This is a genomic window from Arthrobacter mobilis, from assembly GCF_012395835.1.
Lineage (GTDB): Bacteria > Actinomycetota > Actinomycetes > Actinomycetales > Micrococcaceae > Crystallibacter > Crystallibacter mobilis.
This window is the reverse complement of sequence record NZ_JAAZSQ010000012.1, coordinates 58,246-74,200: the sequence shown is the minus strand read 5'-3', so window position 1 is coordinate 74,200 and position 15,955 is coordinate 58,246. Positions and strand designations below refer to the sequence as shown.

Here is a 15,955-nt window from a genome sequence, read left to right as displayed (position 1 = left end):
GCCCGGTGGCCGCGGTCCCTGCCCGGCGGTAGCATCGGTCACGGGCGGAACGGAACGGGGGTCCGGAATGGAGGCGGAGATCCTGGGCGTCTACGTAGCGGCGGCCGGCATCATTGTCAGCGCGGTCCTGAGCATTGCCGAAAGCCGCCGGCAGGGCCGGAACGCGGCGGCCAGCGCCCAGCGGGCCGAAGCCGCTGGCCGGGTCAGCGACTACAACGCCCAGCGCGTCATTTCGGCCCTGGAACGCCTCGCGGACAGCGCCGCCGGCTCCCGGCAGGCAGTACTGTTCCGTCCGCCAGGGGCGGCGGCCTGGCAGCTGGTCCCGCGGGCGGGCGCTTACGAGCTGACCAACACGGGCACGGCGGCCGCGCAGGACGTCTTCATCCGGCTGCCGGCGAGCCTGCCGGGGACCACGCCGGCAAAGCCGCGCACGGTGGCGCCGGGGGAGTCGCTGTCCTTTACCGCCGCCCCGGAGCGCTCCACCACGGATGCCACCGTAACCGTGACTTGGCGCGACCCGGACGGTACGGACCGGGAATGGTTCTATCCGCTGCCGCCGGCCTGAGGACCGGAACGCGGCAGCAGGCAGGGCCTGCGTCCAGGCTAGGCGGGTTAAAAGCAGACGGTCCGGTCCATGTCTGGACCGGACCCTCTGTTCCGGTGGAGGCAAGGGGACTCGAACCCCTAACCCCCTGCTTGCAAAGCAGGTGCGCTACCAATTGCGCCATGCCCCCGGGGATAGCCGGAGCTAGTCGACCTTGTCGGTCTCCTTGCTCCAGGCGGATTTCTCCGCTTCGGATTCCTGCCACTTTTTGACGATGGCCGCCCCGGCCATCGCAGCTGCCAGAAAGATCAGCTTCTTCACGGTGTCCTCCTAGGACGGTGCGGAAGTCCGGCAGGAATTCCGTGGGCGTACCAGGACTTGAACCTGGGACCTCTTCGTTATCAGCGAAGCGCTCTAACCGCCTGAGCTATACGCCCTCTGCCCTGTTCGGGCCGAGATAAGACTCTACAGCACCCGGGCGCCCATTTCAAAATCGGGCCTCCCGGGCCTGCCGGAAGGGCCGGCGCCAGGTCCGCAGCGGATGCGGAAGGCCCCTCCTTCCACCCGGAAGGAGGGGCCTTCCATCAACCCTCGGCGCCGGCCGGGGCGCTTTTAGTCGTCGGTCAGGGTCACGCCGATGCCGCCGACCAGGGTGGCCGAGATGTTGTACAGCACGGCGGAGAGCATGGACAGCGCCGTCAGCAGCACCACGTTGACCACGGAGATGATGGTGGCGAAGGAAGCCACCTGGCCCAGGGACATGTAGCTGCGCAGGTCGAAGCCGGCGCCCTCGGAACCGGCAATCTCGGAGAGCAGGTCATTGACCCGGTTGAAGATGCCGGTGATGTCCAGCGTGGTCCACAGCACGATCGAGGCCACCACGGTGACGATCCCCAGGGCCACGGAGAGCAGGAAGGCCATCTTCAGCACGGACCAGGGGTCCACCTTGCTGACCAGCAGCCGTGCGCGGCGGGCCTTGGCCTTCGGCGCGGGCCTGACCAGTCCGGCGTTCCCGCTGGGGCGGGAGGCCGCCGGACGCTGGGCCGCCGGCGGGCGCTGGCCGTTGCCGGTGCGGGCGCCGGATGTGCTGCCGGCCGTCGGGCGCTGGGCCGGTTTGGCCGGGGCCGCTGCCGTGCGGGGCACCCCGGCGCGCGGTGCCGCGGCCGGCTGCGGGCGTGTGCCCGATCGCGGCGTGTTGGGTGTGCTCACTGGTTACCTCCGTTATCCGGCGCCTGCGCCGGCTCCCCAGCCGGCTGCTGCGGTGCTGAAGTCAACGGTACTTCATCCACCGGCAGGTGTGCAGAATCCTCGCCGTCCCGGGCGGATCCGGCGGCCAGCTCCGTTCCGGCCACCGGCTCGGCGTGCTCGTCCTCGCCGAGGGTGCGCTCGGTGTTCCGGGCGACGGCGATGATCCGGTCGGCCTTGTCCGGCTTGGCGAAGATGACCCCCATCGTGTCGCGGCCCTTAGCGGGGACGCCGGCGACGTGGGAGCGGACCACCTTGCCGCCTTCCATGACCACCAGGACTTCATCCTCTTCGTGGACGATCAGGGCGCCGACGAGGTTGCCGCGTTCCTCCTGGTACTTGCCGACCTTGATGCCCAGGCCGCCGCGGCCCTGGACCCGGTATTCCTCCTCCGAGGTCCGCTTGGCGTAGCCGCCCTCGGTCACGATGAACACAAACGAGCCTTCGGTGACCACGTCCGCGGCCAGCAGCTCGTCATTGTCTCGGAACTTCATGCCGGTCACTCCGGAGGTGGCCCGGCCCATCGGCCGCAGGGCTTCGTCCGTGGCAGTAAAGCGCAGGGACTGGCCGTGGCGGGAGACCAGCATCAGGTCGTCGGTCTCGGAGACCAGCTGCGCGGAGACCAGCTCGTCCTCTTCCCGCAGGTTGATCGCAATCACGCCGGCGGAGCGGTTGGTGTCGTAGTCCTCCAGCCGGGTCTTCTTGACCAGCCCGTTCTTGGTGGCCAGCACCAGGTAGGGGGCCTGGCTGTAGTCGCGCAGGTCGAGCACCTGGGCGATCCGTTCCTCGGGCTGGAAGGCCAGCAGGTTCGCCACGTGCTGACCCTTGGCGTCCCGGGCCGCTTCGGGCAGCTCGTAGGCCTTGGCCCGGTAGACCCGGCCCAGGTTGGTGAAGAAGAGCAGCCAGTGGTGCGTGGTGGTGACGAAAAAATGCTCGACGACGTCGTCGCCGCGCAGCTGAGCACCGCGGATGCCTTTGCCGCCGCGCTGCTGGGAACGGTAGCTGTCGCTGCGGGTGCGCTTGACGTAGCCGCCGCGGGTGATGGTGACGACCACTTCCTCTTCGGGGATGAGGTCCTCCATGCTCATGTCGCCGTCGTAGCCCATCATGATCTGGGTGCGGCGCTCGTCCCCGTACTTCTCGGAGATCTCGGCCAGTTCGTCGCTGACGATGCCGCGCTGGACCTCTTCCGAGGCCAGGATGCGGTTGTACTCGAGGATCTCGGCCTCCAGCTTGGCGTGCTGGTCCTGGATCTTCTGCCGTTCCAGGGCGGCCAGCCGGCGCAGCTGCATGTCCAGGATGGCCTGGGCCTGGATCTCGTCGATGTCCAGCAGCTGGATCAGCCCGTTGCGCGCGTCCTCGACCGTGGAGGAGCGGCGGATCAGGGCGATGACCTCGTCCAGCGCGTCCAGCGCCTTGAGCAGCCCGCGCAGGATGTGGGCCGCTTCCTCGGCCTTGCGCAGGCGGAACCGGGTGCGCCGGACGATGACGTCCAGCTGGTGGGTAACCCAGTGCCGGACGAAGGCATCCAGTGTCAGGGTGCGCGGGACACCGTCGACAATGGCCAGCATGTTGGCCGCGAAGTTCTCCTGCAGGGCGGTGTGCTTGTAGAGGTTGTTGAGCACCACCTTGGCCACCGCGTCCCGCTTCAGGACGATCACCAGGCGCTGGCCGGTGCGGCCGGAGGTCTCGTCGCGCAGGTCGGCGATGCCGGCGATCTTGCCGTCCTTGACCAGTTCGGCGATCTTGATGGCCAGGTTGTCCGGGTTGGCCTGGTAGGGCAGCTCGGTGACCACCAGGCAAGTGCGCCCGTGGATCTCCTCGACGTTGACCACGGCGCGCATGGTGATCGAGCCGCGGCCGGTGCGGTAGGCCTCCTCGATGCCCTTGTGGCCCAGGATCTGGGCGCCGGTGGGGAAGTCCGGGCCCTTGATGCGCTGGATCAGCGCCTCGAGCAGCTCCTCGCGCGTGGCGCCGGGGTTCTTCAGGTACCACTGGACGCCGTCGGCCACCTCGCGCAGGTTGTGCGGCGGGATGTTGGTGGCCATGCCGACGGCGATGCCGGAGGAGCCGTTGACCAGAAGGTTCGGGAACCGGGACGGCAGGATGGTCGGTTCCTGGTTCTTGCCGTCGTAGTTGTCCTGGAAATCGACGGTTTCCTCGTCGATGTCCCGCACCATTTCCATGGCCAGCGGGGCCATCTTGGTTTCGGTGTACCGCGGGGCAGCGGCGCCGTCATTGCCGGGAGAGCCGAAGTTACCCTGGCCCAGGGCGAGCGGGTAGCGCATGGTCCAGTCCTGGATCAGGCGCACCAGGGCGTCGTAGATGGCCGCGTCGCCGTGCGGGTGGTACTGGCCCATGACCTCGCCGACCACGCGGGCGCACTTGTTGAACGCCCGGTCCGGCCGGTAGCCGCCGTCGAACATCGCGTACAGCACGCGGCGGTGCACCGGCTTGAGCCCGTCCCGGACGTCCGGCAGGGCGCGGCCGACGATCACGGCCATTGCATAGTCCAGGTAGGACCGCTGCATCTCGGTCTGCAGGTCCACCTGCTCGACGCGGTCGGTCAGCACCTCGCCGGCCAGCACTTCCTCGCCGGCCGGGCCCCCGGGCACCCCAGGCGTCTCTTCGCTCATCGTTTTAGGTTCCTTCTATCGAAAATCTTTGCGGGCCGCACGGACCAGGCAGGGGAGCGGGATGTCCGGCAGGGTGCCGGGGACGCCCCGCGGCGGCGTCAAATGTCCAGGAAGCGCACGTCCTTGGCATTCTGCTGGATAAAGGTCCGCCGGGACTCCACATCCTCTCCCATCAGCACCGAGAAGATCTGGTCCGCCGCGGCGGCGTCCTCCATGGTGACCTGCAGCAGCGTGCGCTTGTCCGGATCCATGGTGGTTTCCCACAGCTCCGTGTAGTCCATCTCGCCCAGACCCTTGTAGCGCTGGATGCCGTTTTCCTTGGGCAGGCGCTGGTTGTTGGCCAGGCCCTTGCGGATGCACTCGTCCCGTTCCCGGTCGCTGAACACATAGTCGTGCGGGTGGTTGGACCACTTGATCCGGTACAGCGGCGGCTGGGCCAGGTACACGTAGCCGCTCTCGATCAGCGGCCGCATGTAGCGGAAAAGCAGGGTCAGCAGCAGGGTGGTGATGTGCTGGCCGTCCACGTCCGCGTCGGCCATCAGCACGATCTTGTGGTACCGGGCCTTGTCGACGTCGAAATCCTCGCCGATGCCGGCACCGAAGGCGGTGATCATGGCCTGGACCTCGGCATTGCCCAGCGCGCGGTCCAGCCGGGCCCGCTCCACGTTCAGGATCTTGCCGCGCAGCGGCAGGATGGCCTGGGTCTCCGGGTTGCGGCCGCGCACGGCCGAACCGCCGGCAGAGTCACCTTCCACAATGTAGATCTCGGACTTGGACGGGTCCTTGGACTGGCAGTCCTTGAGCTTGCCGGGCATGCCGCCGGATTCCAGCAGGCCCTTGCGCCGCGTGGACTCGCGGGCCTTGCGGGCGGCCATACGCGCCGCGGCGGCCTGGATGGACTTGCGGATCACGTCGCGGGCGGGGCCCGGATTGCGTTCCAGCCAGTCCCCGAGCTCATCCGTCACCACACGCTGGACGAAGCCCTTGGCCTCGGAATTGCCCAGCTTGGTCTTGGTCTGGCCCTCGAACTGGGGTTCGCCCAGCTTCATCGAGATCACCGCGGTCAGGCCCTCGCGGATGTCGTCCCCGGTGAGGTTGTCGTCCTTGTCCTTGATGAGGTTCTTTTCCCGCGCGTACTTGTTGATCAGCGTGGTCATGGCCGCGCGGAAGCCCTCTTCGTGCGTGCCGCCCTCATGCGTGTTGATGGTGTTGGCGTAGGTGTGCACGCTTTCCGAGTAGGAGGTGGTCCACTGCAGCGCCACCTCCACGGAGAGCCGGCGTTCGGAGTCCTCGGACTCGAACGCGATGACCTCGGGATGGATGACCTCCACCTTCTTGGACGAGTTCAGGTGCTTGACGTAGTCGAGCAGCCCGTTGTCGTACTTGTAGACCACCTGGCGGTACTCCGGCGCGGCCGCGTCGTCGGCGGCCGGGGTGTCCAGGTCCACATCTCCGTCCTCGGCCGCCTCCAGCGGGCGGCGCTCGTCCGTGAGGGTGATCTTCAGGCCCTTGTTCAGGAAGGCCATCTGCTGGAAGCGGGCGCGCAGGGTCTCGAAGTCGAACTCGGTGGTCTCGAAGATGTCCGGGTCCGCCCAGAAGGTCTGGGTGGTGCCGGTGTCGGTGGTCGGCTCGCCGCGGCGCAGTTCGCCGACCGGGTGGCCGCCGTTGGCGAAGGACTGGTACCAGACGTAGCCCTGGCGGCGGATCTCGGTCTCGACCCGGCGGGACAGCGCGTTGACCACCGAGATGCCCACCCCGTGCAGGCCGCCGGAGACGGCGTAGCCGCCGCCGCCGAACTTGCCGCCGGCGTGCAGGATGGTCATGACCACCTCCACGGTGGGCTTGCCTTCGGTCGGGTGCATGTCCACGGGGATGCCGCGGCCGTTGTCCGTCACGCGCACGCCGCCGTCGGCCAGCAGGGTGACTTCGATCGAGTCGCAGTAGCCGGCCAGCGCCTCGTCGACGGAGTTGTCGACTACCTCGTAGACCAGGTGGTGCAGGCCGCGCGGGCCGGTGGACCCGATGTACATGCCGGGACGTTTGCGGACCGCTTCCAGTCCTTCCAGGACCGTGATGTCGCTGGCGCCGTATTCGTTGGTGACCTTGCCGTTGCCAGTCCCCTGTGCGCCCTCACCGGCATGTTCGAGCTCGTTGTCCATCGCCACAGTTGCCGCCGACTCCTCAAATTCCGTGTCATCTCCGAAGCGCCCTCCCGGCCGGGTGAAGGCGCCGCACCCCAATTCTACCGTGCCGGCGGGCCCGGCCGCGCCTTGGACAGCGCCTGGCAGGCCGCAGAAGCATGATTTGCCGCGATCACCGGGTGCCGGATGGGGCGGAGTATGTGCCCGCACCTTCCCAGCGCCCTACGCGCCCTCTGCGCAGTCACCACTCCCGCCCTAAGAGAAGCGCCCGGGGCCCCGCCCGAGCGTGCGAGGGGTGGGGGAGGCGCTGAACGGAAGCGCCCGGGGCCCCGCCCGGGCGTGCGAGGGGTGGGGGAGGGGCTGAACGGAAGCGCCCGGGGCCCCGCCCGAGCGGGCGAGGGGTGGGGGAGGCGCTGAACGCTTAGCCGTAGGTGTCCCGCGGCCCGCGGCCGCCGGCGGTGCGCGGACCCTTGCGCCAGTTCGGCGCCGCCGGTGCCAGCACCTGGATCTTCGTGACCACGCCGGGCCCCAGGGCCTCGTCGAAGCGGGCCAGCAGTGCCGAACTGAGCAGCCGCAGCTGTGTGGCCCAGGCGGTGGAATCGCAGCGGACCTGGACGGTGGTGTCCTGGAAGCTCTCCGGCCGGCAGTGGGCGGCAATGTCCGGGCCTACCAGCTCGTCCCAGCGCGAAATTACCGAGCCGACGGCGACCGGCGAGTTCCAGCCGCGGTCCCGGACCAGCCGGTTGAAGACCGACCCGAGCCCCTGCGGATCCCGGGCTGACTCCTGCCCGGACGCCCCCTGGGTCCGGCCTGCTCCCCGGCCCTCCGCCGGAGTCCGGCGCCGGCTGCCCGGCCGCAGGCGCACCTCCCCGCGGGCCGCGGCTGCTTCCCGCATCCGGTTGAGCATTGCCTGGGCGGCGTCGATGTCCTGGGTTTCCGCAGACTCCGCCGGCCTGTCCTGGCCCGGTACCGCGGACTGGTCAGGCTGTTTGTCTGCCATCGAAGATACCTCCCGGAACCACGGTGATCTGCCCGCCGCGCAGCGCGGCGGGAATATCCTCGGCCACCGCTGCGGTGACCAGCACCTGTTCGGCCCCGGCCACAATGCCGGCGAGCTTTTCGCGGCGCTGGGTGTCCAGCTCGGCGAAAACATCATCCAGGATCAGCACCGGGGTGGCTCCGGGGACCTGCTCGTCCTCGCACAGCACATAGTACGAAGCCAGGCGCAGGGCCAGGGCCAGCGACCAGGTTTCCCCGTGGGAGGCATAGCCCTTGGCCGGGACCGGTCCCAGCCACAGTTCCAGCTCGTCCCGGTGCGGACCCACCAGCGAAATCCCGCGTTCGACCTCCCGGCGGCGCTGCCGGCGCAGTGCTTCCAGGTACCGCTGGCGCAGCTGGTCCAGGTCCAGGCCGGCAAGTTCCCCGGGCATCTCCGCGGCCTCGGGAAGTCCGCCGGTTTCCGGCTCGCCGTCGTCGGCCAGCGGGCTCTCGAGCGTGGACCGGTATACGGCGCGGGCCTGCTTGGACCCGTCCGTCAATGCCGCATAAGCCTGGCCAAGCCGCGGCTGCAGCAGCTGGACCAGTTCCAGCCGGGCCTTGACCAGGGCCGCACCGGCCTGGGCCAGATGGTGGTCCCAGACCTCCAGCGTGGCCTCGTGCGAGGAACTGAACCGGCCGCGGGCGGACTTGAGCAGGGCATTGCGCTGCTTGAGCACCCGCTCGTAGTCGCTGCGGGTCGCGGCATGGTGGGGGACCAGGCTGGTCAGCAGCTCGTCCAAGAACCGGCGGCGGCTGGACGGATCCCCCTTGACCAGGGCCAGGTCCTCGGGAGCAAAGAGCACCGTGCGCAGGATGCCCAGAATGTCGCGGGCCCGGACCGGGTTGGCCCGGTTGATCCGGGCGCGGTTGGCCTTGCCCGGGTTCAGTTCCAGTTCCAGCGATGTGGCCTGCTGCCCCCTGACCACCCGGGCCCGCACCAGCGCCTGTCCGGTGCCGAAGCGGACCAAGGGCGCGTCGGAGCTGACCCGGTGTGAGGAAAGCGAGGCCAGATAGCCGATCGCCTCGACAATGTTGGTTTTGCCGATGCCGTTGGCCCCGACGAACACGGTGACGCCGGGCCCGAGCGCGAGATCCAGCTGCGGGTAGGTGCGGAAATCCGTCAGCGACAAATACTCGATAAACACCTGCTACGCCGGACTCCCCTGGGCCTGCGGGCCCTCGCCGGGCCGGCGCACGGCATGGCCGCCGAACTGGTGGCGCAGCGCGGCCACCATCTTCATCGCCGGCGAATCATCCTGCCGGGAATCAAAGCGGGCAAACAGTGCGGCCGTGATCGCCGGGGCGGGCACGGCATTGGCCACCGCTTCCTCCACGGTCCACCGGCCCTCGCCGGAATCCTCGACATAGCCGGCCACGTGGGCCAGGCCGGGATCTTCCTGCAGCGCCTTGACCATCAGGTCCAGCAGCCAGGACCTGACCACGGTGCCCTTCTGCCATGCCCGGAACGTCCCGGGCACGTCCCTGACGATGTCCTTGGCCTCGAGCAGTTCGTAGCCTTCGGCATAGGCCTGCATCAGCCCGTACTCGATGCCGTTGTGCACCATCTTGGCGTAGTGTCCGGCGCCGACGTCGCCCACATGAACAAAGCTTTCCTCCCGCGGTCCTTCCGGCCGCAGTGCGTCGAAGACCGGCAGTGCCGCCTCGATCTGTTCGGGCTCTCCGCCGGCCATCAGGCCGTAGCCGTTGGCCAGGCCCCAGACGCCGCCGGACACGCCGACGTCGATAAAGCCGATGCCGCGGCCGGCGAGCAGCGCTTGATGCCGCTGGTCCTCGGTGAATCTCGAATTTCCGCCGTCGATCACCAGGTCGCCGGCCTCGAGCTTGCCGGCCAGGTCGGTGATCACCGAGTCGGTGGCCGTCCCGGCTGGAACCATCACCCAGACGGTGCGCGGCACCGGCAGCGCGGCGACCAGCGCGTCCAGCGAGGCCGCATCGCTGACTTCGGGGTTCCGGTCGAATCCGGTGACTTCGATGCCGGCGTCGCGGAGGCGCTGGCGCATATTGAAGCCCATTTTCCCGAGTCCAATCAGGCCAATGTGCATCGGGACCACTCCCTTCCGCTGGTGCTGGTGGCTGCTGGCAGAGGCAGGATTCCTACTGGTTGGGCAGGCGCACCGGCATCAGCAGGTACCGGTAGTCGGAGCGGTCCTCGCCGGCGAGGTCGTCCTGGCCGGTGAGCACCGCGGGCTTCGGCGGGGTGGTGAAGGAAAAGCGCACGTACTTGGTATCGAACGCGCTCAGGCCCTCGGAGAGGTAGTGCGGGTTGAAGGCAACGGTGATTTCATCGCCGACCAGGGCCGCTTCCAGGGCTTCGGAAGCCTGGGCGTCCTCGCCGGTGCCGGCGTCCAGGGTGAGCTGGCCATCGGTGAAGGCGAGCCGGACCGGGGTGTTGCGTTCGGCGACCAGGGAGACACGGCGGACCGCTTCTACGAGTACCGAGGTTTCCACGGTGGCGTGGATCGGCGTGTTTTCGGGGAACAGCGAGCGGATCTTGGGGTAATCGCCGTCGACCAGCAGCGAGGTGGTCCGCCGGCCGCCGCTTTCGAAGCCGATCAGTTCGCTGTTCTCGGACAGGGCCAGGCTGAGCTCGCCGGAACCGCCCAGGGTTTTGGCGACTTCGTTCAGGGTCTTGGCCTTGACCAGGGCGCTGGTCGAGATGCCCGGGTTGACCGGCCGCCAGGGCAGTTCGCGCAGGGCCAGCCGGTACCTGTCGGTGGACAGCAGGGTGATCATGCCATCCTCGATTTCCATCCGGACACCGGTCAGGATCGGCAGCGTATCGTCCCGGCTGGCGGCAATGATGACCTGGCTGATGGCCTGGGCAAAGGCGTCCCCGTCCACGACGCCGCTGATTTCCGGCAGCGGGGGCAGTTCCGGGTAGTCGGCTACCGGCATGGTGGCCAGGTGGAAGCGGCTGCTGCGGCAGGTCAGGGTGACCTTGGTGCCGTCGGTGCCTACTTCGACCGGCGCCGAGGGCAGGCTGCGGCAAATGTCTGCCAGGAGGCGGCCGGAGACCAGAATCGTGCCTTCCTCGGAGACGTCCGCGGGGATCTGCAGGCGCGCCGAAATTTCGTAATCGAAGCTGGCGATGCTGACCATTCCGCCCTCGGCCTTGATCAGCAGGCCGGAGAGCACAGGAACCGGGGGGCGAGGCGACAGGGACCGGGCTGTCCAGGTCACGGCTTCGGCCAGTACATCCCGGTCAACTCTGAACTTCACTGAAGGGTGCCGCCTTTCACAACGAACATGCCAAGGGAGGCCACCTGGAACGTCAACTGCCTGCACGGACGGTACGTCCGGTGCAGCTGTTGAGAGCAAGTGACAACGATTCTCCTTGAAAGCTTAGCTCCCGCGGGGAAATTCGGACACCGGACCAGGCGGCGGAGCCGGCGGGCCGGCAGGTCCGGGACAAGGTCTTGGCTTGGACGGGCCAGGTGCAGGGGATCGCCCAGGGCCTCATGTTATTTGGATGGATTCCAAAACCAGGGATTCGTAGTGTTAATAACGCTTGTGGAAGCTGTGGAAAACCGCCCTTCTCGGCGGTGGGGCGCGATCCGGGGCTGTTCACAAGCTGTGGGTGTTAAGCGGCTGCAGCCGGGAGGCCGTGTGGACGAATTTCCGCATAGGTTCGCGGATCCACAGGGGACCCCCGGTTTTTCCTCCGGAGGGGTGCGGTTCTCCACTTAAGAATCCACAGAGTTATCCACACCTGTTAATTTTCCCGCCCCTTGCGGGGCGGGCGGGCCGCGATGGGGCCGGGGACGGGCCGTTGACCGGGACGGATGAGGAGGGGTCCCGGCGCCAGGGTGCGCGGAAGCGCGCCGTCGGGAAGTTGCGGCGGAAGCAGGGAAGGCGCGGACCCGGAGGTGCCTAGTGTTCGCGCTGCTGCTGCTTGATGCGGTTGGTCAGTTCGGTGACCTGGTTGTAGATGGCACGCCGCTCGGCCATCAGCTCGCGGATCTTGCGGTCCGCATGGATGACGGTGGTGTGGTCCCGGCCGCCGAGCTCCTGGCCGATCTTGGGCAGCGACATGTCCGTCAGCTCCCGGCACAGGTACATGGCGATCTGGCGGGCAGTCACCAGGGTGCGGGTGCGGGACTTGCTCTTGAGCTCGTCCAGGCTCAGCTTGAAGTAGGCGGCGGTCTGGCCCAGGATGGTCGCCGCCGTGATTTCCTCCGCGCCTTCGTCGGTGATCAGGTCCTTGAGCACCGTCTCGGCCAGGCCCATGTCCACTCCCTGGCGGTTCAGGCTGGCGAAGGCGGTGACACGGATGAGCGCGCCCTCGAGCTCGCGGATGTTGGTGGAGATTTTGGACGCGATGTACTCCATGACCTCGTCCGGCACCGAGAGGCCCTCGCTCAGCGCCTTCTTCCGCAGGATGGCGATACGGGTTTCCAGTTCCGGCGGCTGGATGTCGGTGAGCAGGCCCCATTCGAAGCGCGACCGCATCCGCTCCTCGAAACCGGAGAGCTGCTTGGGCGGCAGGTCCGAGGTGATGACCACCTGCTTGTTGTGGTTGTGCAGCGCGTTGAAGGTATGGAAGAACTCCTCCTGCGTCGCATCCTTGTTGGCCAGGAACTGGATGTCGTCGATCAGCAGGATGTCCACGTTGCGGTAGAGCTGCTTGAAGCTGGCGCCCTCGTCGTCGCGGATGGAGTTGATGAAGTCGTTGGTGAATTCCTCGGAATTCACGTAGCGGACCCGGATCCCGTTGTAGAGGTGGCGGGCATAGTGGCCGATGGCGTGCAGCAGGTGCGTCTTGCCCAGTCCGGAATCGCCGTAGATGAACAGCGGGTTGTAGGCCTTGGCCGGTGCCTCCGCCACGGCGACGGCGGCCGCGTGCGCGAAGCGGTTGGAGGAACCGATCACGAAGGTGTCGAAGACGTACTTCGGATTCAGCCGGCCGAACTCGTGCGAGGTGCTCGGCGGGGCCGGCTGGGGCCGGACGTCGGCATGCCTCTCTGGCAGAACCGGGGCAGGTTCGGGCGCGGCCTCCGGCTCCACGTGCGGCACCAGGTCCGCGTCCACACTGAAGGCGCAGAGGATGTCGTCCTGGAAGACACCGCGCAGCGCATCCTGGAGCGGGTCCTTAAGCTGCTGCGACTGGAAGACCTCGCGGGTGAGTTCGTTGGGCACCGCCACCAGCAGGGTGGTCCCGATCAGCCCCTTGGCCTGGGCCAGGACGAGGAAACCGCGCTGCCGCGGGGTGACCCGGTCATCGCGTTCGAGGGTGCGGACCACCTTGCGCCAGGAACTTCCGACGTCGTTTATCTGGTCCGTATCCACCAATAACCCTTCAATAGCTCATGCAACCCTCACCGAGCCAAGGACCGGGAATGTTGCGGGCCCGATTATGATTCTTCATCCACAGAGTTATGCACAGTCGGTGGATAAAGGGCCCTTGCCAAGAGTAGAGGATGATTCCCGCAGAATACAGCCGGGCAGCGGGCCCTCCCGGGCGGGCGGGCGCCCCCGGCGGTGGTACCCTGCAGGAGGGTTGTCCACAGGAGAATCCCGGCTGTGGACGGAGTTATCCCTGGTGCCGGTTTGACGCACCCGGACCGTTCCCCCTACCGTTATGTAGTCCTTTGTGTCCACTGTGCGCGTTCCTGCATGCCTTCGGGATTTCCCCGGAGAAGCGTGTGAGGGAAGGCGCAGGGTAGGCACCTCATAGAGCGTCCGCCTGTGCTTGTAGCACCGGGTTAAGGCGCATCTTTCGATCGTCTTGGAGTTACCACCGTGAGCAAGCGGACTTTTCAGCCGAATAACCGCCGTCGTGCCAAGAAGCACGGCTTCCGCCTTCGCATGCGCACCCGCGCCGGCCGTGCGATCCTGGCCGCACGCCGCAGCAAGGGCCGCACCGAACTGTCGGCCTAGCCCGGCTGCAGTCTGCCCGGGCCGGCTGTAGCCATGCGTTCCCGGCGATCCCGCAGCTGCGCGGAAACCTGCCTTTAGCATGCTCTCCGGCCGGAACCGAATGCGCAGTTCGGCAGACTTTTCAACCACCGTACGTTCCGGCGCCCGTTCTGGGCGCCGGAACTTGGTGTTATATGCGGCCCCCGCTCCGGAGCAGCGGCCGACAGCTTTCGGCTTCATTGTGTCCAAGGCCGTCGGGAACGCTGTGACCCGGAACCTCGTTAAGCGCAGACTGCGGGAATTCGCCGCGCTGAGCCTGAAGGACCATCCGGAGGGGCTGTGCGTGGTGGTGCGCGCCCTGCCCGCGGCCGCGGAAGCGGACTTCGCCGGGCTGGGCAGGGACTACCGCAAGGCATTTTCGGTTGCTGTGGCCCGGCTCCGGCAGGGCGGGCCCGCCGGCACGGCCGGCACAGAGAAGGGATCCGACGAGTGAGCGTACCTGCCCTGTCTTCCCCGGGCCCTGAGCTTCCCGCGGGCCTGCGCTGGGTCTGGACGCTTCCCCAGCAGACGCTGATCCTGCTGCTGAAGGGATACCGGCGGCTCGCGTCCCCGCTGTACGGCCCGGTGTGCCGTTTCTTCCCCTCCTGCTCGGCCTATGCGCTGGAAGCAGTCACGGTGCACGGCGCGGTGAAGGGAACCTATCTGGCCCTGCGCCGGCTGGCGCGCTGCCATCCATGGAACGACGGCGGCGTCGACCATGTGCCCGCCTCGGAGAAGTACGAGCGGATGCTGCGGGAGAATCCTGACAGGACCCCACGGATTTTGGTACTGAACCACCCGGTGATTCCGGCCGACGAAGAAGGCCGCGCCGCGGCCTGAGGAGCTAAAGAGAGATCATGGACTTCTTCAACACAATATTGATGCCCTTCACCTGGGTGGTGTCCTGGATCATGTGGGCGTTCCACCAGGCGTTCACCTGGCTGGGAATGGATCCGGCCAACGGCTGGACCTGGACGCTGTCCATCATCGGGCTGGTGTTGGTGATCCGTGCAGCTCTCATCCCGGTCTTCGTCAAGCAGATCAAGGCCCAGCGCGGCATGCAGGCGCTGCAGCCGGATCTGCGGAAGCTGCAGCAGAAGTACAAGGGCAAGACCGACCAGCTCTCCCGCCAGGCCATGGCCCAGGAGCAGATGGCGCTGTACAAGAAGCACGGGACCAACCCGTTCTCGGCCTGCCTGCCGATCCTGATCCAGATGCCGTTCTTCTTCGCACTGTTCAACGTGCTGAACAACACGGCAACCGCCAGCGACCGGGGCGAAGGCATCGGCGCCTTGTCCGCCGCCGACGTGCGGCAGTTCGATGTCTCGACCATTTTCGGGGCTCCGCTGTCGGCCTCGCTGCTGCACGGCGGCGGCGGAGCCAACCAGGTCGCCGTTTGGATCCTCTCCATCATCATGATCCTGGCCATGACGGCGTCGCAGTTCATCACGCAGAAGCAGATCATGGCCAAGAACATGTCCGATGAGGCAATGGCCAGCCCGTTCATGAAGCAGCAGCAGATGATGCTCTACATCCTGCCGCTGGTCTTCGGCATCGGCGGCATCAACTTCCCAATCGGCGTCCTGATCTACTGGACCACCACCAACCTGTGGACCATGGCCCAGCAGTTCTTCGTGATCCGCCGGATGCCCACCCCGGGCTCCCCGGCTGCCAAGGCGCTGGCCGAGCGCCGCGCCCGCAAGGGCCTGCCGATGGTTCCGCTCCTGGGCGAACGCAAGACGGAGGAAGAAGCCCTGCCCGCCCCCGCTGCGCCCAAGGGCCAGCGCCAGCAGCCCCAGCGTAAGAACAGGAAGAAAAAATGAGCACTGAGAGCGTATCCGACGTCAACATGCAGAAGCCGGACACGGAGGGCCCGGAGACGGCGCAGCCGGACGAGGACGAGACGGCCGGTGCTGCCGCCGGTTCGGTGAGCCGCCTCGAGGAAGAAGGCGACATCGCCGCCGACTACCTGGAGGAACTGCTGGACATTGCCGACATCGATGGCGACATCGATATCGAGGTCCGCAACGGGCGCACTTACATTTCCATCGTCTCCGAGGATGAGGAGAACGAGGCGCTCGAGGCCCTGGTCGGCCCCGGCGGCGAGGTCCTGGAAGCCCTGCAGGAGCTGACCCGGCTGGCCGTGCTGGCCTCCACCGACAACCGCTCCCGGCTGGTCCTGGACATCACCGGCTACCGCCAGGAGCGCGGCCGGGAACTGCAGCAGATCGCCGAGGACGCCGCCGCCCGGGCCAGGGAAACCGGCAAGCCGGTGGCGCTGGAGCCGATGAGCGCCTACGAACGGAAGATCGTCCACGACGCCGTCGCGGATCTGGGGCTGGTCAGCGAATCCGAAGGCGAAGGCGCCGGCCGCCATATCGTGGTCTTCCTCGAGTCCTGAGCCGACCAGCGGCTCGGCGACCGGCGGATGATGT

Annotated in this window: 15 protein-coding genes and 2 tRNA genes; 6 read left to right on the top strand and 11 right to left on the bottom strand. The window is 67.4% G+C overall.

The window, feature by feature from the left end; all coding sequences use genetic code 11:
• Window positions 1–67 precede the first annotated feature (67 nt).
• On the top strand, window positions 68–565 hold the full coding sequence (locus HGG74_RS13090; protein ID WP_168486985.1) for a hypothetical protein: 498 nt from the start codon (window positions 68–70) through the stop codon (window positions 563–565).
• 96 nt (window positions 566–661) lie between these two features.
• Here the strand turns inward: HGG74_RS13090 and HGG74_RS13085 are convergent.
• The 11 genes from HGG74_RS13085 to dnaA form a co-directional block, all read right to left on the bottom strand.
• Window positions 662–734: transfer RNA gene (locus HGG74_RS13085), tRNA-Ala, on the bottom strand.
• A gap of 14 nt (window positions 735–748) precedes the next feature.
• Complete coding sequence (locus tag HGG74_RS21290; protein ID WP_312856840.1) at window positions 749–865, bottom strand: DLW-39 family protein; 117 nt, start codon at window positions 863–865, stop codon at window positions 749–751.
• A 42-nt stretch (window positions 866–907) separates the two neighbouring features.
• Window positions 908–981: transfer RNA gene (locus tag HGG74_RS13080), tRNA-Ile, on the bottom strand.
• Between the two features lie 175 nt (window positions 982–1,156).
• Window positions 1,157–1,753, bottom strand: coding sequence for a DUF3566 domain-containing protein (locus tag HGG74_RS13075; protein WP_168486983.1), 597 nt, complete (start codon window positions 1,751–1,753; stop codon window positions 1,157–1,159).
• Complete coding sequence (gene gyrA, locus HGG74_RS13070; protein ID WP_168486981.1) at window positions 1,750–4,425, bottom strand: DNA gyrase subunit A; 2,676 nt, start codon at window positions 4,423–4,425, stop codon at window positions 1,750–1,752. The genes HGG74_RS13075 and gyrA overlap by 4 nt, the downstream gene beginning before the upstream one ends.
• Window positions 4,426–4,523: 98 nt before the next feature.
• Window positions 4,524–6,584 carry a DNA topoisomerase (ATP-hydrolyzing) subunit B gene (gene gyrB / locus HGG74_RS13065; protein ID WP_168486979.1) on the bottom strand — a complete coding sequence of 687 codons (2,061 nt, stop codon included), beginning with the start codon at window positions 6,582–6,584 and terminating at the stop codon, window positions 4,524–4,526.
• 403 nt (window positions 6,585–6,987) lie between these two features.
• Window positions 6,988–7,566: a DciA family protein gene (locus HGG74_RS13060; RefSeq protein WP_168486978.1), complete on the bottom strand. Its 579-nt coding sequence runs from the start codon at window positions 7,564–7,566 to the stop codon at window positions 6,988–6,990.
• The gene (gene recF / locus HGG74_RS13055) at window positions 7,547–8,749 is read right to left on the bottom strand and encodes a DNA replication/repair protein RecF (RefSeq protein ID WP_168486976.1); all 1,203 of its coding nucleotides are present in this window, start codon (window positions 8,747–8,749) and stop codon (window positions 7,547–7,549) included. Before recF ends, HGG74_RS13060 begins: the two co-directional genes overlap by 20 nt.
• A gap of 3 nt (window positions 8,750–8,752) precedes the next feature.
• Entirely contained in the window at window positions 8,753–9,667 is a 915-nt protein-coding gene (gene gnd / locus HGG74_RS13050) for a phosphogluconate dehydrogenase (NAD(+)-dependent, decarboxylating) (protein WP_168486974.1), read from the bottom strand.
• A gap of 52 nt (window positions 9,668–9,719) precedes the next feature.
• Window positions 9,720–10,844: a DNA polymerase III subunit beta gene (gene dnaN / locus HGG74_RS13045; protein WP_168486973.1), complete on the bottom strand. Its 1,125-nt coding sequence runs from the start codon at window positions 10,842–10,844 to the stop codon at window positions 9,720–9,722.
• A 651-nt stretch (window positions 10,845–11,495) separates the two neighbouring features.
• Entirely contained in the window at window positions 11,496–12,911 is a 1,416-nt protein-coding gene (gene dnaA / locus HGG74_RS13040) for a chromosomal replication initiator protein DnaA (RefSeq protein WP_168486971.1), read from the bottom strand.
• Between the two features lie 453 nt (window positions 12,912–13,364).
• Between dnaA and rpmH the strand changes: the two genes are divergently transcribed.
• The 5 genes from rpmH (at window position 13,365) to HGG74_RS13015 (ending at window position 15,921) form a co-directional block, all read left to right on the top strand.
• Complete coding sequence (gene rpmH, locus HGG74_RS13035; RefSeq protein ID WP_127513203.1) at window positions 13,365–13,502, top strand: 50S ribosomal protein L34; 138 nt, start codon at window positions 13,365–13,367, stop codon at window positions 13,500–13,502.
• 79 nt (window positions 13,503–13,581) lie between these two features.
• A complete protein-coding gene (gene rnpA, locus HGG74_RS13030; RefSeq protein ID WP_168486969.1) occupies window positions 13,582–13,974 on the top strand; it encodes a ribonuclease P protein component in 393 nt (130 codons plus the stop codon).
• A complete protein-coding gene (yidD, locus tag HGG74_RS13025; protein WP_312856839.1) occupies window positions 13,971–14,360 on the top strand; it encodes a membrane protein insertion efficiency factor YidD in 390 nt (129 codons plus the stop codon). The genes rnpA and yidD overlap by 4 nt, the downstream gene beginning before the upstream one ends.
• 17 nt (window positions 14,361–14,377) lie before the next feature.
• Entirely contained in the window at window positions 14,378–15,343 is a 966-nt protein-coding gene (gene yidC, locus HGG74_RS13020) for a membrane protein insertase YidC (RefSeq protein ID WP_168486967.1), read from the top strand.
• A complete protein-coding gene (locus HGG74_RS13015) occupies window positions 15,340–15,921 on the top strand; it encodes a Jag family protein (protein ID WP_205761851.1) in 582 nt (193 codons plus the stop codon). The genes yidC and HGG74_RS13015 overlap by 4 nt, the downstream gene beginning before the upstream one ends.
• The last annotated feature ends 34 nt before the right edge of the window (window positions 15,922–15,955 follow it).

Excerpts from the sequence above, each read along its gene's own strand:
- HGG74_RS13090 (WP_168486985.1), top strand. The coding sequence starts at position 68 with ATGGAGGCGGAGATCCTGGGCGTCTACGTAGCGGCGGCCGGCATCATT.
- gyrA (WP_168486981.1), bottom strand. The coding sequence starts at position 4,425 with ATGAGCGAAGAGACGCCTGGGGTGCCCGGGGGCCCGGCCGGCGAGGAA.
- gyrB (WP_168486979.1), bottom strand. The coding sequence starts at position 6,584 with ATGGACAACGAGCTCGAACATGCCGGTGAGGGCGCACAGGGGACTGGC.
- HGG74_RS13060 (WP_168486978.1), bottom strand. The coding sequence starts at position 7,566 with ATGGCAGACAAACAGCCTGACCAGTCCGCGGTACCGGGCCAGGACAGG.
- gnd (WP_168486974.1), bottom strand. The coding sequence starts at position 9,667 with ATGCACATTGGCCTGATTGGACTCGGGAAAATGGGCTTCAATATGCGC.
- rnpA (WP_168486969.1), top strand. The coding sequence starts at position 13,582 with ATGCTCTCCGGCCGGAACCGAATGCGCAGTTCGGCAGACTTTTCAACC.
- yidC (WP_168486967.1), top strand. The coding sequence starts at position 14,378 with ATGGACTTCTTCAACACAATATTGATGCCCTTCACCTGGGTGGTGTCC.
- HGG74_RS13015 (WP_205761851.1), top strand. The coding sequence starts at position 15,340 with ATGAGCACTGAGAGCGTATCCGACGTCAACATGCAGAAGCCGGACACG.